The sequence below is a fragment of the Epilithonimonas bovis DSM 19482 genome, assembly GCF_900108115.1.
GTDB classification, from domain to species: Bacteria; Bacteroidota; Bacteroidia; order Flavobacteriales; family Weeksellaceae; genus Epilithonimonas; species Epilithonimonas bovis.
On sequence record NZ_FTPU01000044.1, the window covers coordinates 1 to 24,644 of the forward strand.

Genomic DNA, 24,644 nt, shown 5'->3' on the forward strand with positions numbered 1-24,644 from the left:
CACCTTAATTCTGCTTCCCACAAAAAAAGAAAAAACAAGATATGGGCAGCAAGTTGCAAGATTAAGATTCCGTGCAAGAGCAGCAATAGAACCCTGTATTTCACATTTAAAAAGAAACCACTCCTTAGGATTAAACTTCCTTAAAGGAGTGGCTGGAGATATTCATAACGCCCTATTAGCAGGGATTGGATACAATTTGAAGATGAGATTGAACCAAATCAAACAACAAATTCTTTTTTGGCTCGAAGTTGTTCTCAAAATCTTCTTAGGCAAGTATAATTTTCAAAATGAAAAATTAGCTTTTTAAGGAATGACTAATTATTTCACTTTCCAAAAAATCTACTGACATACTATTGTCATAGCTGCATCATAAATTTGTATCAAATAAAACAAACTATTATGAATGCAACAGCAACAGTCCTCGACTCACAACAACTTTTAATCCATTGGCAAGGTCACAGAAATCTTACCAGAAGAGTGATAGAAGCTTTTCCTGAAAAAGATTTATTCGAATTTTCAATCGGTGGAATGCGACCATTTTCGAAATTGACACTCGAACTTTTGGCAATTGGTGGGCCTGCTTTGAAAAGTATTGTAGAGAAAAATACGGAAGCTTATGATGAAGAAGCTTTCAACCCGACAACCAGAGCGGAGATTCTCGCAAAATGGGACGAAGAAACCGAGGTTATCAACGAGTATTTCAGCCAGATTACGGAGGAAAGATTTCAGGAGACTTTCAATTTGTTCGGGCAATATGAGTTCCCGGTTTATCAGAATATTCTTTATTTCGTTGATAACGAGATCCATCACAGAGGGCAAGGTTATGTTTACCTGAGAGCTTTGGGGATTGAGCCGCCGTTTTTCTGGGAAAGAGAAAGGTAGAAAGATAAAAGAATCAAGAGCAAAGAAAAAAAGACAGATCCGTTTCAATTTTGAGGCGGATTTTTGTGAGAATAAATAAACTTAATATTTGTCATTCCGTAGAAATCTCAACAGCCTAGATTCTTCAGAATGAAAAAAATTGTCTAATTATTCTTGTTAATTTGATTAAAAATCTTAGTCATTAAATCATTCATCGTGTCTTTGAGATATTCAGGCTCTATGATTTCAGCAAAATCTGCAAACGTAATTAGCCAACGCGGAAAACCTTCTTCGATCCATTCGGTTTCAAAGGTCATCAGCATTTTGTTGTCACTTTCTTGTTCAGAAATCAATCCATAATATTTTTTGGAATTGACGAGGTGTGGCATTATCTTCTTCTCAACTGAAAGCTTAACACGCACTTTCTGATTGATTGATTTCTTGCGGTAATCGCCAACATTCCCGTATTCCTGATGGAAAGGATTTTCGGTTTTCTTGATTTGCAAAATTCTGTCCACACGAAATTGTCTATAATCCTTTCGCATCGTACAAAATGCCATCACATACCAATAATTGACTTCATAGAAGATCCCGACCGCTTCAACGGTTCTTTCAGTCGCTTCGTTGTTGACGTTTTGATAATTTATTTTAATTTGAGTTTTCTCTGCGATACTTTCCAGAATTGTCGGAATGATATTTTTGATTGAATCCTGTTCTTTTGGTCGGTAAGAATAGATGTCGATTTGATTTTCGATAGTCATGACCAGATCTTTCTCCGAATTTCTGATGACCGCTTTTACTTTTTCCATCGCCGAATTGTAGTGGGAATCCAGACTCTCGTGAGAGAATTTCTGCATCAGTTTTTCGGCAGTAATGAAACTCAATACTTCTTCTTTGGTGAACATCACAGGCGGAAGTTTGTAACCGTCAACCAATGAATATCCAGAACCGGCTTCTCCAAAAATCGGGATACCAGCATTCTCCAGTGTTTTTATATCTCTGTAAATCGTCCTGATACTTACATCTAATTTTTCCGCCAAATCCTGCGCCCGAACAACAGATTTAGTTTGCAATTGTGTGAGAATCGAAGTGACCCGGTCTATTTTTTTAATGTAATGATCCTCATTCATCTTTATAGGTTTTCACCAGTCTGTCAAGATTCAGACTTCTTGCAGAGGCATCAAAGATTTCGCGGTAAGTTCCGTCTTTATCATACAATTCTTCGTGCGTACCATTTTCCACGACTTGGCCTTTCTTCATTACATAGATCATATCCGAATCCAAGATCTGCGACAAAGAATGTGAAATAATAATCACCGTCCGGTTTTCTTTAATGGCATCCAGAGAGTTTTTAATTTGCTCTGTTGCAATCGCATCCAGGCTTGCAGTGGGCTCATCCAGAAAAATAATCGGTGGATTTTTCAGGAACAATCTTGCGATGGCAATGCGCTGTTGCTGGCCTCCGGAAAGTTGCGTAGCATCGTGATTATAGCCATCGGGCAAATCCAGGATCTGCTCGTGGAGATACGCTTTTTTCGCGGCTTGCTGGATGTCCTCAAAACTTGCATCCAGATTCCCGTACCGGATATTATCCTCAATACTTCCTTTGAAAATATGATTTTTCTGAAGAACCAATCCAAGATCATCACGCAGATAATCATTATCAAAATCTTTCAGATTATTACCATCCAAGAGGATTTCCCCTGAATCCGGCTCATAAAATTTACAAAGCAGATTGATAACTGTTGATTTTCCGGCGCCACTCAAACCTACCAAAGCGGTTGTTTTTCCGTTTTCGATGGTCATAGTAACGTTATGAAGTGCTTTCATCCCGTTGGGATAGGTAAAATCTACATTTTTGAGTTCAAATTTCCCTTTGATAGGGATATTTTTTATTGTTCCGTTGGGCTCTTTCTCGTCATCAGCATCCAAGATTTCAAAATAGCCTTCTGCATAGATAAAAGCGTCATTCATATCGTCATAAATCCGGTGAAGTTGCCGAATGGGCGCAGAAACATTGTTGAAGAGCATAATGTGCAGCATAATTGCGCCAACGGTCATCTGCTGATCCAGCACGAGATAGACCGTTAACAGGATGATCAAGACAACTCCAAATTGCTCGATAAAAGTTTTAAGCCCATCGTAGATAAAACTGGTCCGTCTGGTGTACAGCTGGCTTTCCATCAGTCCCATCTGAAGGTCATATTGTTTTTTGCCTTCAAATTTTTCCCGTACAAAACTTTTGATAACCATAATCGAGTTGATGAGATTCAGGAGGCCTGAGGTTTTTTGTTCCCGCTGGTTTCTGAGTGTCCGTCTCACATTTCCCAGCTTTTTGGCCTGTCTGGAAGTGATATAAAAATAGACCGGAATAACCATTGTAGACACCAGACCTACGTATATATTTTGCATATACATCACAACCAGCGCAATAATCGCCGTTGAGAATAAGGGGAGAATATCGATGAAGAAATTCTGGACAAGTTTTGTAAGGCTTTCAATTCCTCTGTCGATGCGGATTTGCAGTTTTCCGGATTCGTGCCGGTCGTCGCTGTAATAAGCAATGCGGTAAGTCAGGATTTTATCAATAGCCGCCTGAGCCAATTCTGAGCTGACATTGATCCTTATTTTTTCGCCATAAAATTTCTGCCCAAACTGAATGAAAATATTAGCCAGTTCTTTCCCAAGAAGTATAATCGAAATGACTATCAGGACATGAATCCCTTCCGTCATCGGATGTGGGAGTTGCGTCAGTTTTGTCACTTCGTCCACTGTATATTTAAGAACAATCGGATTGACCTGCGCAAAAAGAGCCCCTATCAAAGTGAGAGACAAAGTCCCAATAACCATCCATTTGTAAGGTTTTATAAAACTTTTGAGCTGGTTGAAAATATGGATAAGATTGGTGGTTTTTTGAAACGGTTTTTTCATCTGCAGATTTTATTCTTTTTCAATTGTCAGATGGAATGTCAGAGACATTTCATAACAGCAAGTTAAGAATTAATTTAAAAAACTTAATTTTAAACTTTCATAAAAAGAAAAGATGAAAATATATACAAAAACCGGCGACAAAGGTGAAACCGGGCTCTATGGCGGAAGCAGAATCTCCAAAGCCAGCGCCAGAGTAGAATCTTATGGAAACATCGATGAACTGAATGCTAATATTGGTGTTGCTAAATCTCACATTGAAGATGAGAATGTCATTAACCAGCTCAAAAAAATCCAGTTTGATTTGTTTACCGTTGGTTCCGAAGCTTCGACTCCGATTGATAAATTGTTTCTGGCTAATGGAAAAGCGAGATTGCCGCTCGTAATTTCTGATAAAGAAATTGAAGAACTGGAAACCTGGATGGACGAGATGGAAGAGAAAGTAGAACCTTTGCAATATTTTATTTTACCCGGCGGGGGAAAAGCGGCGACTTTTCTTCACGTTGCCAGAACGGTTTGCAGGCGCACCGAGAGAAGTTTAGTCTTTCTCAATCAATCCGAAGAAGTTCGTCCGGAATTAATTAAGTATCTCAACCGTCTGTCAGATTATTTGTTTGTTTTGGCAAGATATGTTTCAAAATTGAATAATGAACCGGAGGAATATTGGAATCCGAATGACAGGAGTTGATTTTTATAACCACAAAAGTTACAAAAATGATACTTCCAGGTTATAATAATCATCAATCAACCGAAAAAGGTTTTTTCTTCAAATGGAAACAAAAAAAGTAATGAAAAATAAAGCGCTTCTTTTCATCAACGGCGATGCGCCAAAAACTATTCCGGATCTGTCAGGTTATGCGCTGATTGCCTGTACAGATGGCGCGTTTCATTATTTGGAAAAGCTGCATTTTCCGCTGGGAATGCTGGATTTTATTTCAGGCGATTTTGATTCACGTCAGATTGAAAACGAAATCATCCGGCAAGCTCAGTATTACAGTTTCGAAATTATAGAAACACCTGACCAGAACAAAACTGACTTCCATAAAGCGTTGGAATTAATCATTGCAAAAGGATTTAAAAATATTGATGTTTTTGGGGCAAGCGGCGGCGAACAGGATCATTTTCTTGGCAATCTCAGCGTGGCATTTTTCTTTAAAGATAAAATTAATCTGAAATTTTTTGATGAATATTCGTCCTATTATTTTATACCAAAAGAATTCTCAATTGATAACGTTAAAGGGAAAATGATCTCACTGATGCCGTTTCCTGTTGCGAAAAATATAGAAACAACCGGACTTAAATGGCCATTGCATCATGAAGACCTTATGTTGGGCGAGCGTATCGGAACCAGAAATGTGGCAGAGAACCAGGATGTTTCCATTCGTTATTCTGATGGTGATTTGTTGGTTTTTATTGGTAAATAAGGCTTTAATTTTTATCAAATTATTAACGCAGAAATTCAGTTTTTTTAATCATTTTTGCATCGTAAAACAATTAATTTTTTTTAGCCCGAAATGAAAATAAAATATTCTGAACTAATTGACCAAACACTTTATTTTCCTACAGAAGAGTTTAATGTAGAGGAGAATAATCTGAAGTTTCATGACATCAACCTGATGGAAGTTGTGGAAAAATTCGGAACGCCTCTGAAGTTCAATTATTTACCAAAAATTTCTCAGAATATAGAAAGGGCAAAATTTTGGTTTAAGGAAGCTTTTGAAAAAAATGACTATCAAAAGACCTACCGTTATTGCTACTGTACAAAATCCAGCCATTTTGCCTTTGTTGTGGAAGAAGCGCTAAAAAACGATATTAGCCTGGAGACCTCTTCTGCCTATGATATGGACATTGTAAAGTCGCTTTATGATAAAGGTAAGGTGGAAAAAAACATCGAGGTAATCTGCAATGGTTTCAAAACGGATGATTATTTGGCCAAGATATCGGATTTGATTAACAATGGTTTTGAGAATATTACGCCTATTCTTGATAATTACCGCGAGTTGGATAAGCTGACAGAAAGTATAGACAGAACCTTCAATATAGGAATCCGGATTGCGTCAGAAGAAGAACCAAAATTCGAATTTTATACCTCCAGACTTGGGATTGGTTACAAGGATATTATCCCTTATTACAGCCAAAAAATTGCGGAACATCCCAATGCAAGGCTCAAAATGCTTCACTTCTTTATTAATACGGGGATCAAAGACACGGCTTATTATTGGAACGAACTTTATAAATGTCTCCGCGTGTATGCGAGACTGAAAAAAATTGCTCCGGAAGTTGATTCATTGAATATTGGTGGTGGTTTCCCAATCAAAACTTCACTCAATTTCGACTATGATTACGAATATATGGTCAACGAGATTGTTTCTCAGATCAAAAAATTCTGTGTAGAAGAAGGTGTTGAAGAACCTAATATTTATACAGAATTTGGGAGTTTTACGGTAGGCGAGAGCGGTGGCCATCTTTTCAAGATTATTTCTCAAAAACGGCAGAATGACCGTGAAAAGTGGAATATGATTGATTCTTCTTTTATGACAACGCTACCGGATACCTGGGCTATTTCCCGGCATTTTATCATGTTGCCGCTTAACCGTTGGGATGATTCTTATGAGAGGGTTTTCCTGGGTGGATTAACTTGTGATTCTGATGATTACTATAATTCTGAGCAGCACACCAATGCCATCTACCTCCCGGTTTACAATGATACAAAACCGCTTTACATCGGGTTTTTCCATACTGGAGCATATCAAGAAACGATTGGTGGATATGGAGGAGTACATCACTGTCTAATGCCGCAGCCAAAACATATTTTGATTGATAAGGACGAAGATGGCAACTTTACTTACGAATTGTTCCGTGAGGAGCAAAGGCCCGAAGATGTTCTGAAGTTGTTAGGATATTAATAGTAAAATATTTAAGAATAAAAAATTACTGAAAAGAAAACCTATTTAATCATGGCCGGAAGAATCTCTTCCGGTTTTTTTGTTCTTAGTAGTATTTATTTTTTGTGACAAAAATGGCCGGAGTCTTATCCGGCCATCAATAGAAGTTAAATCGTAATTTTCAGGAGAATTTACTTTGCAGAAAATATTTCTTTTGTAAAATCACCATTGTTATTCGGAGTTTCAATAACGATGTTCCCATTTTCCACATAGCCAATGGTAGACTCGCCGGAGCCAAGTTTTACCCGAAAAACATCTGGTTTTGTTGTCGCTCTGAAGGTGGCAAACGGAACAGAACTTTCGCCGTCAATAAGTATAAACTGATGAGCGTCAATCTGTATTTTCTGAAGCAATAATTGACCATTAGAGTACCTTTGAGCGGTTTTTTTATTTTCCGGCTCTGAAGCAGATGACTTGGTCTGCTCCTGATGGCTTACAGGGATTTCAGTTTTTGTAGTGGTTTTAATTTGTGGGTTAGAGACAGGAACCCTAATCAAAGTTTGCTTTAACGCATCCTGAAAACCCGGCTCAAACTCTTTGATAGAACTGCTGGCCTTCTCTTCAAAAACATTAGTCCCTTTACAATCTTTGAACTGTAAAATAATCTTGTTACGAAACAGGCTTTTGTCATCCAGCAAATTAGCAGAAAGCATCTGGCACGGGTTTGTAAGTGCATCCGCCGGCCACTGGCTCCTGTCATCAGAAAGAATGACATATTTTTTACCTTTCAGCGATTTTTCCAACAAGGGCTTAAGACCATAAGCTTTATTCGCTTTAAAATCTTCAAATTCTTTTGGTACCAAAATATACTGGTAATCAGAAAGGTTTTGCGCTTTTGAGATGATCATTAGCAAGAATAAGAAAAGGGAAAATGTTTTTTTCATAATAATAAGTTCTTGAGAATTATTAATGATATATTTTGCATGCTAAAAAAAGATTGTGAGTCTTTTATCTTACATCTACTTAGATTTTTAATTCCTGAAACCTTGCATGTCAAGTTTCAAAGAAAAGAAATTTGAATAAAAGTTAGATCCTCCAATGCCGGAGTTGGTAATGGCATAATCCAGCGTCAGGCCTTTGTAACGGATTCCGATACCGGCGCTTGGTTGGAAGGAAACAGTTCTTTTAAGGTTTTCTATATCAGAAACTGTCTGGAACCTGTTGATGCCCAATCTTACGAAGATCATATCCTGAAAAATCAGTTCTCCACCTGCATAAGGTGTAATGCTTGCAAAGTCTGTAGAAACCAGTGCTGCGGTTTTGGCAAAGTCGATATTGACGCCCGCTTCCGGTAATAGTTTTAAATCTCTGTTAAATTCAAACGTGCGGCTGACACCCAGATTAAGCTTGGGCATGGTAATCTCCATCTTATCTGCAGGGGCGGGGTTGAATTCTTCACCATTCACAACTGCTGATAATTCCTTTTGATTGATCGTCCAAAAATTGACTGTGGTGGTAGCATCTCTCAGCATAAACCCCAAATTCCAATCGGTATCGGTATGATAAATGGCACCTATATCAAATCCAAATCCATAACCGCTTGCAAACTTGCCCACGTTCCTGTAAACCAGTTTTGCGGTGGCGCCAACATCCAGCTTGTGATTGCCATTAGGGTGAAAAGCATACGAAAACAAAGCGGCATAATCCGATGTAGAAAAGGAACTGATTTTATCATAATCAATATTACCCTCGGCATCAATGAGCTGGGTCGTATTAAGGATGTTATCTACACCCAGCCTTACCAAAGAAACAGCAAAAACGCCATTGCCATAATCCAAAGGTTTTGCGTAGGCGATGTAATCGTATTTGGCAATAGATTCAAAATATTCTGCGTGCATGGCAGCAGCCTGCCAGTCTCTGTCGATCTTTATAAGCCCGGCGGGATTCCACATGGGTGAGTAGACATCATCCTGATTAGAGACCACCGCGCCACCCATAGCCAGCCCACGGGCTCCGGCACCAATATTCAGAAATTCATTGGAATATTTTCTGATGATTTGGGCATCCGCGGTCTGGGTAATTATAATCAGTAAAAAAAATAAAATTCTTTTCATCAAAATTGGTTTACAGATGGTTGGTATCTGTTGTTGTAACTTCCTTTTTCCGCCTTGATTTTATAACGCCGTTCACCACAATCGCGATAATCATTACCAGTGATGCCACATAAAAAACGGGACTCATATGCTCAGACGCTCCAAAGATAAAAAAAGCCAGAATAATCCCATACACAGGTTCCAGGTTAACCGTGAGAATCAGTGTAAAAGGTGATATGTACTTCATCAGATTCACGCTCTCAAACATAGGGTAGGCGGTAAAAACAGAAGCCAATAAAACTATTAACGCCAAATCCCGGTAACTTATTTCACTGAACTGCGAAATTTGGCCGGTGAAAATAAAATACAGGCTGATCACCAGAAAACCGCCCGCAATCTCGTAAAAAATAATATTGCCGGAACTTGTTTTCCCAAAAAGCCTGCCGTTGAAAACAGAAAATATGGTTCCGAACAGGGCGCAAAAAATCCCGTAGATAATCCCTTCCTTATATTTGAGTTCTGCATTGAAAATCAAAGAAATACAAATAACAATGATAATCCCGATGATCACCTCAGTCCAGTCGGGTTTCCTGCGGAATACCAAAGGTTCTATAAACGCAGCAAATAATGTTGAAAGGGAAAGGCAGGACAAAGCAATCGATACATTAGAAACTTTGATAGACTGGAAAAAAAACAGCCAGTGCAGAGCCATCACGCTTCCTATCAGCACGAGCCGTAGCAACAAAGGTTTTGTCACCCGGATACTTTGCCCTTTTACCAGCCTTAGGTATAAAAAAAGGAATAGGGATGCAAATAGCATCCGGTAGAAAACCAAAGCTTGTGCATTAGCCAGAATCAGTTTACCTAAAATTGCCGTAAAACCCCATAAAAAAACGATAAAATGCAACCTTATCAGGTAAGAATTCTTCATTGGAAAACGCTGTGATTTGATTTGTAAAAATAGAAATAAAAATCTCGTTTTTATTAAGATTTACATATTACAACAGAAAAAAAAACACACCAATAAGCCGGATTGATATTCATCAATGAGAAGTGCTATGCAGTAATCTAAGGTTTCTGGAAAAACTAGCCTTTAATAAGTAAAAAATTTTATCTTTAAGCCAAAAGAAAGTTCATGGATTTGGAATTCAATAAAAGAGAAGATCTCAATAAGCTCAAATATTCTGAAATTAAACGTACTCTGGCAAAAATAAAACTGGGAGGTGGCGAAAAAGCGCTCCAAAAGCAGCATGATCAGGGCAAAATGACCGCAAGGGAACGCGTGGACTATCTCTTTGACCAGCATTCTGACTCTATAGAGATTGGTGCATTTGCCGGATATGAGATGTACGAGAAGGAAGGCGGATGCCCAGCTGGCGGCGTTATTGTAAAAATAGGTTACATCTCTGGTAAACAATGTATTGTGGTCGCTAATGATGCCACTGTAAAAGCTGGCGCATGGTTTCCCATTACAGGAAAAAAGAACCTAAGAGCCCAGGAGATCGCAATGGAGAACCGTTTGCCAATCATTTATTTGGTTGATTCTGCCGGGGTTTATCTCCCGATGCAGGATGAGATTTTCCCTGATAAAGAGATGTTTGGCAGGATTTTCCGAAATAATGCTAAAATGAGTGCCAACGGTATTGTTCAGATTTCTGCTATTATGGGGAGTTGTGTTGCCGGTGGTGCATATCTTCCGATTATGAGTGATGAGGCGATGATTGTGGATAAAACGGGCAGCATTTTCCTGGCAGGAAGTTATCTAGTAAAAGCAGCTATTGGAGAAAATATTGATAACGAAACTCTTGGCGGTGCCACCACACACTGCGAAATATCCGGTGTTACAGATTATAAAGCCAAAGATGACAAAGATGCCCTGGATCGGATCAAAAACATTGTGAAATCCATCGGTGATTATGATAAAGCTGGCTTCGACAGAATAGAAAGTGCACCTCCGAAAGAAGATCCGGATAACATTTTTGGGATAATGCCAGCTGTAAGATCTGAGCAATATGACACTTTCGAGATTATCAAATGTCTGGTTGACAATTCGGAATATGATGAGTATAAGCCTGATTATGGCAAAAGTATTATTTGCGCAACGGCTAGAATCGACGGATGGAGTGTTGGGATTGTTGCCAACCAAAGAAAATTAGTTAAAAGCGGTAAAGGCGAGATGCAATTCGGTGGTGTTATTTATTCCGACTCTGCGGACAAAGCGACGAGATTTATTGCCAACTGTAATCAGAGAAAAATACCATTGGTCTTTTTACAGGATGTAACAGGTTTTATGGTAGGTTCCAAATCAGAACATGGCGGGATCATAAAAGACGGCGCAAAAATGGTGAATGCTGTTGCCAATTCTGTGGTGCCAAAATTTACAGTCATTACCGGTAATTCATATGGTGCTGGGAACTATGCCATGTGTGGCAAAGCTTATGACCCAAGACTGATTGTTGCCTGGCCTTGGGCAGAACTGGCTGTAATGGGCGGCTCACAAGCCGGCAATGTGTTGCTTCAGATTCAGGAATCTGCGCTTAAGAAGCAGGGCAAACAAATCTCAGAAGAAGAACGAAAAGATATACTTGATAAAATACTGAAAGACTATAACCGCCAGACACAACCTACCTACGCTGCTGCACGGCTTTGGACCGATGCTATCATCAGCCCTGTAGATACCAGGAAATGGATTAGTATGGGAATAGAAGCTGCCAATCATTCTCCTATCACAGAAAAATTCAATCTGGGAGTTATTCAGGTTTGATAACAAAATCGCCATTTTCATAAAATGGCGATTTTTTTTATTGATTAAGAATATTGTTTATCTTGTTTTTTCCAGCGTGCAGATACTTTTGATTTTGTTACCGTTATCCTGTGCAAAATAGCCTTCCAGCACCAGCTTATCGCCTGTCACATTGATGATTGTGAAATAGCCAGGCCCGTAAGTAACCATGTTTTCTTTGGATTTGGTTTCATCATTTTTTTCAAAAGAATATTTGATCTTAAACTTTTGGCCGTCAGAACTGCCGCAGTCATAATGCCACATTTTTTCTTTGTTCATTTTAAATTCGTAGATCTCATCCCCGGAGGTGCAGGTGAAAAGATTCTCTGGATTTTCGGTGGCAGAAAACTCATCAAAAGTCCCTCTGTAAAAACCAACAACTTTCCATTTGCCGTTTAGGCGGTCTTCATTAATTTTCCCATTGGCTTTCTGGATGACCCATCCTGTGCCTTTTGCAGCTACTTTCACTGTTCCTACGGCAACTTTTGCGGTAGTTTTTACAACTTTTGCTGCAGTACTTACAATGCAAGAACTCAGGACACTGCATAACAGGACAGAGGCAATTAGTTTTTTCATAGTTAAATTATATTTTTTAAATGGTCATATAAATTGCTTAATCTTCTCTGATCTTCAGCGTTTCCAATTATGGCAATTACATATAATCTTTTTTGATACTCAAAATTAGTCAAATTAATCTTATGAAAAACCATAAATTTTATTAGAAGTCATTTTGTAATCAAGTGTTATTTTAGTTTTATTAAAAAATATTTTAACTTTATTAAAATTAATATTACATTTGTCAAAATAATATTAATGAAACTGCCCATATTTTGCCCAAGCTGCGATCATAATCTTAACGTTAGCCAAATGAAATGCCCGGACTGTGGGACGCTTGTGAATGGTGATTATGAACTCCCTACATTATTGAAGCTCAGCAGAGAGGAACAGGATTTTATACTTAATTTTTTCCTGTCCAGCGGCAGTATCAAAGAAATGGCAAAACAGGCGCAACTGTCTTATCCTACCATGCGAAACAAAATGGATGATCTTATAGATAAAGTGAAAAATATGCAACAAGAAAATTAATATTTTATGAAAAATATTCCTGTTAAGATTGGTTGGGAACTTGTTATTCCAATTTTGTTGATCATAGCTGTTTCCAATTTTTCTGCCATTAAGAGCGAGAGTTGGAAAGCATTAATAGCGCCTGTGCTGATATTAGGTTTTGTGTTGGTTGTTATTTTTGGGATCCGTTACCGCATCGATTCTCAAAAGCTTTATATACAGAATTCAATCTTCGGTACCACAAAAATTAATATTGATGAAATCAGCAGGATAGAAAAAACATGGAATCCTTTATCATCACCTGCGCCAAGCATCTTTGGCCGGGTGCAGATCTATTATACCAACGGCAGCATTATTATTTCACCAAAAAACTACGAAGAATTTAAGAATGAATTGTTAAAAATCAAACCGAATATTACTGTAAAAGACTAAGTTATGACCTGGAAAACTATTTTTAATCCGTTTCAAAAATATGATGAGAAATATATTCTTATTGTAGGAATCATTTTTTTCATTTTTAATATTTTCGGCTGTTACTATTCCGGGAATGTGAATGACAGCATTTTAAAACATACAACTTCACCAAGAAGTAAAATTTAAAATGAGGCTAATCTTAATGATAAGCTGATAAGCCTCATTTTTTTATACTATAGTTCTATCATCACTGATGATTTTTTTCCTGTGGCTAATTCCCCATTCTGCAAGCTGTTCAATAATTTTCTTCAGCGTATAGCCATATTTGGTCAACTCATATTCTACACTTATAGGCTGTGTGTTTAGAACTGTCCTTGTTACCAGTTGATTAACTTCAAGGTCTTTCAGCTCGTTGCTTAACATCTTTGCAGAAATCCCGTCTATTTCTTTTTGCAGGTCAGAAAAGCGCATTTTGTTATAACACAGCGCAGCGATGATTTGGATTTTCCACCTTCCTTTTAGGATGTCCATCGTATCCTGTACCGCCAGGAGATTTTCTTTACAACACTTAATTTTCATATCTGTTTGATTGACAATAAGGTTACTTTTTTGTAATGATAACTTTTAGTAACCTAATTACAAAAATAAACTTTTATTTTATAAATTTGAATTCTTAAAATCAAAAATTATCAATCAATGAGTTTATTAGAAGATCTTAATTGGCGTTACGCTACAAAGAAAATGAACGGGCAACCAGTTCCTCAGGAAAAAGTGGACTATATTACAGAAGCCGCGAGGCTTGCACCTTCATCGTCAGGGTTACAGCCTTACAGGTTATTTGTCATCACCAACAAAGAATTGCTGGAACAGATTAAGCCGATTGCTTTTAATCAGGCTCAGATCACAGACGGATCCCATCTTTTGGTATGGGCAGCATGGGATGGTTATACGCACAACAGTATTTCGGAAGTGTTTGAGAAGACAACCGCATTACGAGGAATTCCTAAGGAAGCGATGGACGATTATAAAACCAGGCTCTGGGGATTGTATGAGCCGCTTGGTACTGAGTGGCATGCAGCACACGCTGCAAAACAGGCTTATATATCTTTTGGATTGGCTATTGCAGCGGCAGCAGAACAAAAAGTTGATGCAACACCAATGGAAGGTTTTGACAATAAGGCTTTGGATGAATTATTACATCTGAATGAAAAAGGGCTTAGAAGCGTTGTTATTTTACCACTCGGCTTTAGGGAAGAAGCGGGAGACTGGCTGGTAAACCTGAAAAAATACAGAACACCAACAGACGAATTTGTCACAGAAATCAAATAGCAAAAGCGGAAATTATATTCCGCTTTTTTTTTGATAAGTGCCCTAAAGTCTTTTTATAATTAAAAATGCTATAAGTTATTTTAAGCATTTGTTATAATTAATAATGTTTTTCAAGATTTAAAGCATTGATTTTAAATCTAATATCTAAGTTCTAACATTTCTCTAAGCTCTGGACAGCCAGTTTATAACCCTTCATCCCAAAACCAGAAATTACAGCATCGCAACTTTCTGCCGTAACAGATTTTTTACGGAACTCTTCCCGTTTATAGATATTACTGATATGCACTTCAATCTTTGGTTTGGTAATATTTTTGAGACAGTCCCCAATAGCATAAGAATAGTGTGTAAAAGCTCCCGGATTGATTACAACAGCATCGTAATCGTCTTCCTGTAAACGATTGATTAATTCGCCCTCTATGTTGGACTGAAAATAGAGAATCTCCTCCGAAGAAAAATCATTCTGCAGTTGTGTCAGATAATCTCCCATAGAGACGGAACCGTAGATCTCCGGTTCGCGGGTTCCCAGCAGGTTGAGATTGGGGCCGTTGAGGATAAGGATTTTCATATGTAGATTGAGGTTTTTTTTCAGATGTTATATGCGGTCGCCAAATTTTTCATTGGGATTCCAAATCATGCTGATTTCATATACACTGATAATTCATGTAAAAGTAAAAAAACCTCAGAAATTTCTAAGGTTTTTTTGAATTAAGTATAATAGTAGAGGATGATTATTTACCGAGAAGGCTGTTCAGGCTTTGTTTGGCCTTGTTGATTTCTTCATTGGCTGACTTCTTGGTTTCTTCTGCTGATTTTTTGAAATCTTCTTTGGTTTTATCTGCAGAAGCTTTTACATCAGCAACTTTCTTTTTGGTTTCCTGAGTAATCCTGGTCTTTTCGTCGTTAACTTGTTTTTGTACGGCATTGGCTCTGTTTTCTACTGCAGCAGATACTTTTCCGGTGATAAGGCTGTCTTTTCCTCTTACGATATTTTTAACCGTGTTGGATGCTTGTGTACCTAGAGGCTGCGTGGCAGTAGACGAATAGTTTTCGTATTCTGCTTTTACGGTTCCGCCTTGCGCTACATATACTTTTTTGCTTTCTACATATTTTGTTTGCGCAGCCTGCAACTCTTGTTTGGCAGCTTCTATTCTTACAGGGTCGTTGGAAGCGACCGCCTGGTCATATTTTTTCTGTGCGTTGGACAAAGTTAGTGCTGCATCCTCATACGATTGGGTAAAGTCTATCTTGGTTTCCGAAGCTTCATTTTTTTTGCAACTGTTAGCTGACAATACTATTGCTAGGAAAGCCAATATTAAAATGTTTTTTTTTCATCTTTTAGTTATTCTTAATTTGTTGTGTTAATTTCTGTAGTTCCTGATCTTCGTCAGATTGAGAAATGTCCCCGTTTAACCTTTTTATTTCCAGTGTATTGATTTGCTTGGCCAGATCAAGGTGGGCTAAATATTTTTGAAGGATCTGTATTTTCTTTTCAGCCGGTGCATTGGTTGCGTTAGCACTTTTTACAAAAGTTTGAAGATTGTCATTACACAATATATAGGCCTGGAAAGCATTGGATAGGAAATAATCGCTCACAAGCGTATTAGTTTCCATATTAGAGTAGAGTTTTGGGATTTCTAGAGGAGCGTACTGTATAATTTCAGAAATGTCAGCTCCTTTTTTTGCTGCATTAAGATACATACCCTGGGTTTTCATCTCACTGTTTTCCAAAGACAGATTGGTTGCATCCAAAACTTTAACAAGATTCTTCTTTTGATTAATATCAGACAAGATCGTATTAAGGCTTAGTGCGATAAAGAAACCGGTAAATGTTGAGATCACAGAGATAAAGAATTCGAAGCTTCTGGCCTTCCTGGTTCGCAGTCCGTCAAAGAACTTAGCATTGATTAAGAATAGTGTCAGCAGAACCAAAGCTAAAGCAATTAAAATGTACATCTGTATTTTTTTTTGTCAAATGTATCATTATTGACTGTTTTTCCAAACAAAAATCGACAAACAGTTATAATTTAACGACAAACCAAGTGAGAATATTGACCATGGCTATAAAAGCAAAAACCTTCGGAAAATTTTCCGAAGGTTTGTAGCCCGTAGGGGAATCGAACCCCTCTTACCAGAATGAAAATCTGAGGTCCTAACCGATAGACGAACGGGCCAGGATTTATATTAAGCTAAGCCGTTAACGTGCTTAGTTAATTTGCTTTTTAAGTTAGCTGCTTTGTTTTTGTGGATAATGTTTTTCTTAGCCAATTTGTCTAACAAAGATATTACTTTTGGTAATTGCTCAGTTGCAGCTGTTTTGTCCTCTTCATTTCTCAATACCTTCAAAGCTGTTCTAGCAGTTTTGTGGTAGTATCTGTTACGAAGTTTTCTTGCTTCGTTTTGTCTGATTCTCTTAAGTGCTGATTTATGATTTGCCATAACGTTCAAATGTGGGTGCAAAGATAAAAACTAATTTTTAATTTGCAAATTTTTTTTTAAAATAAAGTTTTATTTTTTTTCGCCTTCTTCATAAAATCTGATTGACCTTGGTTAAAGCTTTCAGACTTCATATTCCTTTTCTCTAAGGCGGTGCAAAAATAATAATATTTTTTAAAAATAAAAATTTTCGTGCAATTTTTTCTAAAATTTCAATGGTGCCGGTAGAATCGGCTATCTTCTATCATTTCATAAACTGGCGAAAAAGTATTGTAACAAGTTGAAAATCAATTTGGATTCTTTTGGCAGTGCTATCTGAGGCTTTTAATAGCGTAGATAATAAAGAAGATGCTGATCACGGAATTTATCTTTGTGTCATATAATAATAGAAGTGGATTGGATAGATAAAGCATGCACAAAAAAAAGTATTTGGGTTTTTCTATTCGTGTTTATAAAATTGAAACAAGTACCACATTAAAATTGGCTTTTTATATTCGGGAACAATTTGTGAATATTTTTAAAAGATAAATTTTGTAGTGCTGACTATCTAAAAATGAAAAAACCGGAAAAGTAATCCAATAGATAATTTTCCGGTTTTGTAGCCTATAGGGGAATCGAACCCCTGTTGCAAGGATGAAAACCTTGAGTCCTGACCACTAGACGAATAGGCCGTTTCGTGATTTCGGAGTGCAAAAATAGGGCGTTTGTTTTACACTTGCAACATTTTTTTTATTTTAGTTTTTTCTCGATAATGGCATTTGTAACTCCTTTATTTTCAAGCTCTTTTTGTGCTTTTATAGCATCTTCAAGAGTTCTGTACTGTCCGGAGGTGTAGTAAAAAATACCATTTTCTTTGTTCCTTGTCATATTGGGAAGAATTTTCATCACCGTTGACTTAGAATCGAGTTTGTCCTTACCGGCGTATATTTCCAGAGTATAGTAACCGACACCCAAGGTCTGATTTGGCATAAAACTGATTGCCATAGCATTTCGGAAGCCTGCGTCTTTTGCTGTTTTTAGATTGGTATCTCTTACAGATGCATAGTTGGTTGTCCCGTAATAGTATTTGTATGCGCCGTTTTCTTTGATTGGCAAGATGTACTTGAGCCCTTTGAGAGCGGGATCGTTCTCATTATATTTATTAGGTGTGCTCATCAGTAATATCCTGAAATCATTTTTGAGTGGTTGCTCCACTGGTTTCTCCGGTTCCGGCTCTTTTACGTTCCGGTCTACCATTTTTTTGTAGCTGATGATGGCATTAAAAATACTTTCTGCAATAGCCTGCTGGCCTTCTTCGGTAGAGATATAATGGGCGTCATCATAATTGTTTACAAATCCTGTTTCTATTAGGATAGATGGCATTGCGTTCATCCTTAGTACGTGCAGGTTTTCCTGTTTTACACCACGGGAAAGTCTTTTGTCTTTTTTTACAAAATTATCTTCTACCAGGCCACCAATGATGAGGCTCGCCTCCAGGTATTTGCTTTGCTGGATTTTTAATGCAATAAGAGATTCCGGGGAACTGGGATTGTAGGAAGCAAAATTCTCTTTATCCTTTTCGTCAAGGAAAATTACGTCATTCTCGGCTTTGGCAACATCCAGATTGGTTTTATTTTGGTTGGGGCCCTGTACAAAAGTTTCGGTTCCCTGCGCTGTGGCACTTTTACTGGGCGACGAGTTAACATGCACGGAGATGAACAGGTCGGCTTTGCTTCGGTTAGCCAGGTCTGTCCTGTAGGTTAACGATGGATATTCATCTATCTTTCGGGTGTAGATCACTTTATAGTCTTTGTTTTTCTCCAGCATACGACCCAGCTTCAATACAATGCCAAGTGTTACATTTTTTTCCATAACAGTTCCTATATCACTGTAATAGCGATTGGCACCGATGTCGCTGCCGCCATGGCCTGCATCCAGGACAATGGTGAATTTTTTCTGAGAAAAGAAGAAGTTACAACCAATAATAAATGTTAAAAGAAGAAAAATTTTCTTATAAAATAGAGGGCTAGTCATTTTAGTCTTTAAAATTTAATTAATTTTGAACCCAATTTCAGAATGACTGCATTGGCTCGAAGTATTTTCAAAAGTATATTACTAATTTTAAATATCCTAATTTTTAACAATATTTTAGCACAAACTGTGCCTCAAAATATAGGTGAAAAACGTGGTGCGAACGATACTCTAATAGTGTCTCGTGATACCGTATCCGTCAAAAAGGACAGCATCGTTCCAAAAGAACAGCTGGATGATGTGGTAAAAACCAAAGCTGAATACAAAAGCAGCTCTTCTATCTCCAACAAACAGACTTTTCTAAGTAAAAAAGCTCAGATTATCTATCAGGATATGCAGATCGACGCTGATTATATCAGGATCGATTGGGATACCGGGAAAATATATGCCCGTGGCGAACAGGATAAAAACGGCAAGATTACCACGCCGGCTGTCGCAACACAGGGTGGTAAAAAGTATGAGTACAACGAGGTAATCTATAACTATAAAACGCGCCAGGCCATCGCCTTTAATGCAAGGACGGAGGAGAATGAAGGGGTAGTGGTAGCTGAGAGAACCAAAAAGTATAACGATTCGGTTTTCTTTATGAGGAAAGCCATTTTTACCACCGACGAGTATTTTCTTAAGAAAAAAGATTCTTTGCCGGATTATCATATGTCGGCGCCCAATATCAAACTGATTAAAGGTAAAAACAATTCACAGTTGGTTACCGGGCCTATACAGATGTACATAGAGCAGGTGCCAACACCGCTTATAATGCCGTTTGCTATTCTTCCGTTTTCTGATAAAAGATCTGCCGGAATATTAATTCCCAGTTTTGGTGAGCGTCAGGATGTTGGGTTTTTCCTGAATGGTCTGGGGTATTATCAGCCCATAGGCGACCATTTTGATCTTAAAATCTTATCCGATCTTTATACGAAGGGAAGCTGGAATATAAAACCGGAACTTAATTATCTCAAAAAATACCGGTACAATGGTAATTTTGCGGCAGATTATGGCTATACGGTGCGTGGGATAAAAGGTTTGGATGACTATTCCAAAACAAAAACCTTCCGGATTGCGTGGCGCCATTCCCAGGACTCCAAGGCTAATCCTTATTTCACCTTCAATGCGAGTGTGGATATTGTCAGCAGCAAGTTTTATAACAATACGGTTAATAATAATTATATCTTCAATGGCAATGTGCTTAATACGACGCAGACTTCCAGGATTAATGTAACTAAGCGGTTTCTGAATCTGCCGATAACCATAAGCGCCAGTGCTGGGTATAACCAGAACTTTAAAACAGGGCTTACTGATATCAGGCTGCCGGATATGACGATTGCGGTGAATCAGTTTTACCTTTTCAAACCAAAAACCGGCGTCAGGACCGGCCTTTTGGAGAATATTAATGTGAATACAGGTTTTGCCCTCAGCAATTATGTAACTACGACAGAGGATGAGATATTCAAACAGCAGATGTGGAAGGATATGAAAACCGGTGCCAAGAATAGTATTTCGATCTCAACCAATACAACAGTAGCTAAGTATTTCACTTTCACTTTAAGTGCTAATGCGGATAATGTTCTGACAACCAAAATTCTTGATAAATCCTATAATCCACTAACCAATTTGGTGGAAGATAATTATACTAATAAGGTTGCAGGTTTTTCTACATTTTCTACCAGTGCCAGTTTACAGACAGTGTTGTACGGGCAAAAGAATTTCAGTAAAAATTCGCCAATTGTTGCGGTTCGCCATATGGTTACGCCAAGCGTGAGCTTCAACTATTCTCCGGATTTTGGAGCGTCGTCATGGGGTTATTACAGGAATTATTCCAATGCAAGGGGCGAGATGACGGCTTACAGTATTTTTGATAACGGCATCTACGGCGCACCAACTACGGGGCTGGTGCAGAGTGTTGGCTTTAACATTGTTAATAATCTGGAGATGAAGGTTCGGTCTAAGTCAGATTCTACCGGGATCAAAAAGGTAAAAATATTTGAGTCACTCAATATCTCGGGGGGATATAATTTTGCCGCTGAAAAGTACAAATGGTCCGTCTTCAGTGTCAATGCGCAGTCTTCTTTTTTCAATAATAAACTGAATGTCAACTCTAGCCTTACCATAGAGCCTTACCAGATCCTCTTTGATGATTATAGTACAACAGGTATCAGGACAGAAAATTTTGGGCATTTTAGCTTACAGGGATTTAATCTTCAGTTATCATATCCAATGAGTGAAGCAATTTTTGGGAAAAAAGAAGATCTGGCCAAAGTTTATAAAAAGAAGGGCGAGATCAGGAATGAGAATTATTACTTTGATGATGATAATTATTCCCACTATAGCCCAACATGGACACTTAATGTTAATGCTAACTACGCCTATACAAAAGGTTTGTCAAAATTGGGCACGAAAGTGGCAACTGTGGGACTGGATGGCAGTATCAAACTTACACCATACTGGAATATCAATGGCAGTACCAATTACGATGTAGTTAATAAAACACTGGCTTATACCAGGCTGGGTTTTGCCAGGGATCAGCGTAGCTTTACTATTACGTTTAACTGGGTACCATTTGGCCAGTATAAAGTGTATGATTTTTTCATCGGTATCAAAGCCAATATCCTAAAAGATGCTGTGAAATATAAAGAGCGAAGTTTTACACAGCCTAACAGTAGTTTTTAGGATTTAATGAAAATTTGTATAGTTTTGTAAAAATTACTTTTAAAAATGAAGAACATCATCCATACAGAAGAAGCACCGGCAGCTATTGGGCCTTATTCTCAGGCTTGCCTGGTCAACGGGACATTATATATATCAGGGCAGATTCCTGTGGATCCTGCCACCGGTAAACTGGTAGAGGGCATTGACAAAGAAACGCATCAGGTGATGAAAAACCTGGAGGCAATACTACGCAAAGCCGGTATGGATTTTTCCAATGCTGTTAAAACAACTATTTTCCTAAAGAATATGGATGACTTTGCAGTTGTTAACGAGATTTACGCATCCTATTTTGATAACGGCCAATATCCGGCCAGGGAAACCGTGCAGGTGTCCTGCCTGCCAAAAAATGTAGATGTAGAAATATCAATGATCGCTTTTACAAACTAGATGGACTTTCTCAGGAATACCTTAGGCGTTTTAGCAGGCTTGGCTGTTGCAGCACTCATTATAACCTTGGGAGTTAAGATTGACTCGGACTGGGTTACTTATAAAGAGTTTGCACCGTTTGAGCACTGGGGGCTTCTTCTGGAGTCTGTTCAGGGGAAAGATTCTTTCTTCATAGCATTGCTTTTCTTTGGTGGCCTTGGGGTTACTTTTGGTGGTGTGGTAACGGCTATTATTGTAAAATATGCTAAAGTAGCGTATGCAATACTGATAGGGTTTATCATGCTGTTTATCGCGATGCTGGATATTATTATTTATCCCTACCATCCCGTTTTTTACAAGATATCTATCTTTCTCATATTTTTCCCTTTCTCGTGGATAGGCGGAAAAATTACCGAGATTATCTACGAACGGCGCAAAAAACGCCTGAAGCAGGCGCAGCAACAACATCATCAATAATAGAAAAGCACAACCCGCAAGTTGTGCTTTTCAGTTAGTATAGTTAGTAATTGTTAGTAAGCTGTTTCATGGACTTTTACAGCGCGGCCACTTGGGTCGTTCATTTTCTTGAATGCTTCGTCCCATTCCAGGGCGACAGGTGTGGAACAAGCCACAGAAGGGACAGACGGTACACAACTTGCTGCTGAATCACTCGGGAAGAGTTCTTCAAAAATAGTTCTGTAGCGGTATTCTTCCTTGCTCATTGGTGTATTGATCGGGAATCTGTATTTGGCGTTGGCCATCATTTCGTCAGAGACTTCGTCTTCGGCTACTTGTTTCAGTGTATCTATCCAGGAATAACCAACGCCATCGCTGAGCTGCTCTTTCTGCCTCCATGCAATACTTTCGGGCAGGATGTCTTCAAAAGCTTTTCTGAGAACCCATTTTTCCATTCTTTCCGGCGTTATCATTTTATCTTTGGGATTGATCGTCATGGCGATGTCCATAAATTCTTTGTCAAGGAATGGCACTCTGCCTTCTATGCCCCATGCCATCAATGATTTGTTAGCTCTCAGGCAGTCATAGAGGTGCAGTTTACCCAATTTCCTTACAGTTTCCTCATGAAAAGCCTGAGCAGAAGGTGCTTTGTGAAAATACAGATAACCTCCGAATAATTCGTCTGAGCCTTCTCCGGAAAGTACCATTTTTATCCCCATCGATTTGATGACTCTTGCCAAAAGATACATCGGTGTGGAGGCTCGTACGGTAGTTACATCATACGTCTCTAGATGGTAGATGACATCCTTAATGGCATCCAGCCCTTCCTGAACAGTGTATTTGATCTCATGGTGTACGGATCCAATATAATCAGCCGCTTTTTGGGCAGCGGCCAAATCCGGTGATCCTTCCAGCCCAATCGCAAAACTGTGCAGTCTTGGGTACCAGGCTTCCTGAGTGTCACCACTTTCGATCCTTTGGCGCGCAAATTTTGCTGTGATGGCTGCAATAATACTGGAGTCAAGGCCTCCTGACAAAAGTACGCCATAAGGCACATCACTCATCAGTTGCCTGTGGACGGCTTCTTCCAGGCCTTTTCTGATGGCTGATATATCTGTTGGGTTATCTTTTACGTTGTTATAATCTTCCCAGTCTCTTTTATACCACTGTTGTAGTTCCTGGCCGTCTTTGCTGTATAGGAAGTGGCCTGGTAAAAATTCTTCTATCTTATTACAGACACCTTCAAGCGCCTTAAGTTCCGAAGCTACATAAAAATTCCCGCTTTTGTCCCAACCCATGTAGAGTGGGATAATTCCCATGTGGTCGCGGCCGATGAGGTAAGCGTCATTTTCTTCGTCATAAAGGGCAAAAGCAAAAATACCGTTCAGTTTTTCAAGAAAGTTTTTCCCGTCGCGCCTGTACAGAGCAAGGATAACTTCGCAGTCAGACTGGGTAAGGAAGTCATAATCAGGGAATTCTTTGCGTAATTCCTGATGGTTGTATATCTCACCGTTTACAGCTAAAGCTACTTTTTTATCTTTTGTAAAAAGGGGTTGTTTCCCAGATGTTGGGTCGACAATCGCCAGTCTCTCATGGGAGAAGATGACGTTGTCATTCTGATAAATGCCTGACCAGTCTGGCCCTCTATGCCTTATTTTTTTTGACATTTCTAATATCTGGGGTCTGATAGCGTCACTTTTTTGTTTGGTGTCAAATACACATACAATTCCGCACATGGTAAATCTATATTTTTGATGTTTTAATTAAAATTATAATGCAAATTTATATCGAATGGCTTAAAAATAAAACTAAATGTAATAATAAGTTTAATTTTAATCAATATAATCGTATAATGGTTAAAATTTTTCTCAATTAATGTGTAATATCAGGCTGATAATTGATTTTTTAAGTTTCCAGACTCATTTTTGATCAGCAGGTTGAAAATAATTTGGATTTTTGCGTTTACGGGATTATTTTTCAGTAATTCTATTAAATTTATTAAAATATTTTATGAATATCCGTAATTACACATAATTTCGTATATTTACTTATAATTTAATTAGTTAGATGAATATATTTAGTTTTACAACGCATTTTGGGAGAGAGGAAGATTGCAGAATTCATTTTAAGGAGCAGAGAGATAAAATCGGAGTGGTTTGCAAGTGCGGTCACAAGGAGCATTTCTGGATTAAAAGCATCTGGAGCTACGAATGCAAAAAGTGTCGTAAAAGAATTTCCTTGAAAAGTGGAACGATTATGCAAAATTCTAATCTTTCATTCTTAATTTGGTACAAAACCATGTTTCTAATGAGCGTT

At 38.3% G+C, this 24,644-nt stretch carries 26 protein-coding genes, 2 tRNA genes and 1 pseudogene; 14 read left to right on the forward strand and 15 right to left on the reverse strand.

Features of this window, described 5'->3' with window-relative positions; genetic code table 11:
- Positions 1–307, forward strand: a pseudogene (locus B0B05_RS16680) (IS5/IS1182 family transposase); the annotation flags it as partial.
- A gap of 92 nt (positions 308–399) precedes the next feature.
- A complete protein-coding gene (locus B0B05_RS14095; protein WP_076784254.1) occupies positions 400–882 on the forward strand; it encodes a DinB family protein in 483 nt (160 codons plus the stop codon).
- Between the two features lie 143 nt (positions 883–1,025).
- Here B0B05_RS14095 and B0B05_RS14100 read toward each other — a convergent pair whose 3' ends face one another.
- Together B0B05_RS14100 and B0B05_RS14105 are read right to left on the reverse strand one after the other, a co-directional pair.
- Positions 1,026–1,991 (reverse strand): helix-turn-helix transcriptional regulator, encoded by a 966-nt coding sequence (locus tag B0B05_RS14100; RefSeq protein ID WP_076784255.1) that lies wholly within the window; start codon positions 1,989–1,991, stop codon positions 1,026–1,028.
- Positions 1,984–3,711 (reverse strand): ABC transporter ATP-binding protein, encoded by a 1,728-nt coding sequence (locus B0B05_RS14105; RefSeq protein WP_076784276.1) that lies wholly within the window; start codon positions 3,709–3,711, stop codon positions 1,984–1,986. The genes B0B05_RS14100 and B0B05_RS14105 overlap by 8 nt, the downstream gene beginning before the upstream one ends.
- 193 nt (positions 3,712–3,904) lie before the next feature.
- Here B0B05_RS14105 and B0B05_RS14110 point away from each other — a divergent pair, with 193 nt between their 5' ends.
- From B0B05_RS14110 to B0B05_RS14120, 3 genes are all read left to right on the forward strand, one after another.
- Complete coding sequence (locus tag B0B05_RS14110; RefSeq protein WP_076784256.1) at positions 3,905–4,477, forward strand: cob(I)yrinic acid a,c-diamide adenosyltransferase; 573 nt, start codon at positions 3,905–3,907, stop codon at positions 4,475–4,477.
- Positions 4,478–4,559: 82 nt separating this feature from the next.
- Entirely contained in the window at positions 4,560–5,213 is a 654-nt protein-coding gene (locus tag B0B05_RS14115; protein ID WP_245799348.1) for a thiamine diphosphokinase, read from the forward strand.
- 90 nt (positions 5,214–5,303) lie between these two features.
- Positions 5,304–6,695: a type III PLP-dependent enzyme domain-containing protein gene (locus tag B0B05_RS14120; RefSeq protein ID WP_076784257.1), complete on the forward strand. Its 1,392-nt coding sequence runs from the start codon at positions 5,304–5,306 to the stop codon at positions 6,693–6,695.
- A gap of 170 nt (positions 6,696–6,865) precedes the next feature.
- Here B0B05_RS14120 and B0B05_RS14125 read toward each other — a convergent pair whose 3' ends face one another.
- From B0B05_RS14125 to B0B05_RS14135, 3 genes are all read right to left on the reverse strand, one after another.
- Positions 6,866–7,618: a hypothetical protein gene (locus tag B0B05_RS14125; RefSeq protein ID WP_076784258.1), complete on the reverse strand. Its 753-nt coding sequence runs from the start codon at positions 7,616–7,618 to the stop codon at positions 6,866–6,868.
- Between the two features lie 87 nt (positions 7,619–7,705).
- Positions 7,706–8,788 carry a putative type IX sorting system protein PorV2 gene (locus tag B0B05_RS14130; RefSeq protein ID WP_143746038.1) on the reverse strand — a complete coding sequence of 361 codons (1,083 nt, stop codon included), beginning with the start codon at positions 8,786–8,788 and terminating at the stop codon, positions 7,706–7,708.
- A 10-nt stretch (positions 8,789–8,798) separates the two neighbouring features.
- Complete coding sequence (locus B0B05_RS14135) at positions 8,799–9,698, reverse strand: DMT family transporter (protein ID WP_076784260.1); 900 nt, start codon at positions 9,696–9,698, stop codon at positions 8,799–8,801.
- Between the two features lie 204 nt (positions 9,699–9,902).
- On the opposite strand from B0B05_RS14135, the gene B0B05_RS14140 reads away from it, so the two are divergent.
- Positions 9,903–11,531, forward strand: coding sequence for an acyl-CoA carboxylase subunit beta (locus tag B0B05_RS14140; protein WP_076784261.1), 1,629 nt, complete (start codon positions 9,903–9,905; stop codon positions 11,529–11,531).
- A gap of 57 nt (positions 11,532–11,588) precedes the next feature.
- Here the strand turns inward: B0B05_RS14140 and B0B05_RS14145 are convergent, their stop codons facing one another.
- Positions 11,589–12,125, reverse strand: a complete 537-nt coding sequence (locus B0B05_RS14145; protein WP_076784262.1) for a hypothetical protein — start codon at positions 12,123–12,125, stop codon at positions 11,589–11,591.
- A gap of 237 nt (positions 12,126–12,362) precedes the next feature.
- On the opposite strand from B0B05_RS14145, the gene B0B05_RS14150 reads away from it, so the two are divergent.
- Genes B0B05_RS14150 through B0B05_RS16685 form a run of 3 tightly spaced genes read left to right on the forward strand, consistent with a single transcriptional unit; the run spans position 12,363 to position 13,214 of the window.
- Entirely contained in the window at positions 12,363–12,635 is a 273-nt protein-coding gene (locus B0B05_RS14150; protein ID WP_076784263.1) for a DUF2089 family protein, read from the forward strand.
- Positions 12,636–12,641: 6 nt separating this feature from the next.
- Positions 12,642–13,046, forward strand: coding sequence for a PH domain-containing protein (locus tag B0B05_RS14155; protein ID WP_076784264.1), 405 nt, complete (start codon positions 12,642–12,644; stop codon positions 13,044–13,046).
- Between the two features lie 3 nt (positions 13,047–13,049).
- Entirely contained in the window at positions 13,050–13,214 is a 165-nt protein-coding gene (locus B0B05_RS16685; protein ID WP_159435884.1) for a hypothetical protein, read from the forward strand.
- A 42-nt stretch (positions 13,215–13,256) separates the two neighbouring features.
- Here the strand turns inward: B0B05_RS16685 and B0B05_RS14160 are convergent, their stop codons facing one another.
- Entirely contained in the window at positions 13,257–13,607 is a 351-nt protein-coding gene (locus tag B0B05_RS14160; RefSeq protein WP_076784265.1) for a winged helix-turn-helix transcriptional regulator, read from the reverse strand.
- Between the two features lie 117 nt (positions 13,608–13,724).
- Between B0B05_RS14160 and B0B05_RS14165 the strand changes: the two genes are divergently transcribed.
- The gene (locus B0B05_RS14165) at positions 13,725–14,357 is read left to right on the forward strand and encodes a nitroreductase family protein (RefSeq protein ID WP_076784266.1); all 633 of its coding nucleotides are present in this window, start codon (positions 13,725–13,727) and stop codon (positions 14,355–14,357) included.
- A gap of 151 nt (positions 14,358–14,508) precedes the next feature.
- Here B0B05_RS14165 and aroQ read toward each other — a convergent pair whose 3' ends face one another.
- From aroQ to B0B05_RS14200, 7 genes are all read right to left on the reverse strand, one after another.
- Complete coding sequence (gene aroQ / locus B0B05_RS14170) at positions 14,509–14,922, reverse strand: type II 3-dehydroquinate dehydratase (protein ID WP_076784267.1); 414 nt, start codon at positions 14,920–14,922, stop codon at positions 14,509–14,511.
- Between the two features lie 163 nt (positions 14,923–15,085).
- Positions 15,086–15,667 (reverse strand): hypothetical protein, encoded by a 582-nt coding sequence (locus B0B05_RS14175; protein ID WP_143746040.1) that lies wholly within the window; start codon positions 15,665–15,667, stop codon positions 15,086–15,088.
- Positions 15,668–15,692: 25 nt separating this feature from the next.
- On the reverse strand, positions 15,693–16,310 hold the full coding sequence (locus B0B05_RS14180) for a hypothetical protein (protein ID WP_076784269.1): 618 nt from the start codon (positions 16,308–16,310) through the stop codon (positions 15,693–15,695).
- A 146-nt stretch (positions 16,311–16,456) separates the two neighbouring features.
- Positions 16,457–16,528, reverse strand: a tRNA-Glu gene (locus B0B05_RS14185).
- A 10-nt stretch (positions 16,529–16,538) separates the two neighbouring features.
- Complete coding sequence (rpsT, locus tag B0B05_RS14190; protein ID WP_076784270.1) at positions 16,539–16,793, reverse strand: 30S ribosomal protein S20; 255 nt, start codon at positions 16,791–16,793, stop codon at positions 16,539–16,541.
- A 596-nt stretch (positions 16,794–17,389) separates the two neighbouring features.
- Positions 17,390–17,461: transfer RNA gene (locus B0B05_RS14195), tRNA-Glu, on the reverse strand.
- A gap of 58 nt (positions 17,462–17,519) precedes the next feature.
- Entirely contained in the window at positions 17,520–18,803 is a 1,284-nt protein-coding gene (locus tag B0B05_RS14200; RefSeq protein ID WP_076784271.1) for an N-acetylmuramoyl-L-alanine amidase family protein, read from the reverse strand.
- 42 nt (positions 18,804–18,845) lie between these two features.
- On the opposite strand from B0B05_RS14200, the gene B0B05_RS14205 reads away from it, so the two are divergent.
- From B0B05_RS14205 to B0B05_RS14215, 3 genes are read left to right on the forward strand one after another with little or no spacing between them, the layout of a single operon-like run.
- Positions 18,846–21,467: a putative LPS assembly protein LptD gene (locus B0B05_RS14205; RefSeq protein WP_076784272.1), complete on the forward strand. Its 2,622-nt coding sequence runs from the start codon at positions 18,846–18,848 to the stop codon at positions 21,465–21,467.
- Between the two features lie 45 nt (positions 21,468–21,512).
- Positions 21,513–21,893, forward strand: a complete 381-nt coding sequence (locus B0B05_RS14210; RefSeq protein WP_076784273.1) for a RidA family protein — start codon at positions 21,513–21,515, stop codon at positions 21,891–21,893.
- On the forward strand, positions 21,894–22,349 hold the full coding sequence (locus tag B0B05_RS14215) for a hypothetical protein (RefSeq protein WP_076784274.1): 456 nt from the start codon (positions 21,894–21,896) through the stop codon (positions 22,347–22,349). It begins immediately after the preceding gene.
- Positions 22,350–22,402: 53 nt separating this feature from the next.
- On the opposite strand, the gene asnB is transcribed toward B0B05_RS14215, so the two are convergent.
- Positions 22,403–24,064: an asparagine synthase B gene (gene asnB, locus B0B05_RS14220; protein WP_076784275.1), complete on the reverse strand. Its 1,662-nt coding sequence runs from the start codon at positions 24,062–24,064 to the stop codon at positions 22,403–22,405.
- Between the two features lie 331 nt (positions 24,065–24,395).
- Between asnB and B0B05_RS14225 the strand changes: the two genes are divergently transcribed.
- The coding region (locus tag B0B05_RS14225; RefSeq protein WP_143746007.1) for a transposase at positions 24,396–24,644 on the forward strand (249 nt) is incomplete at its 3' end.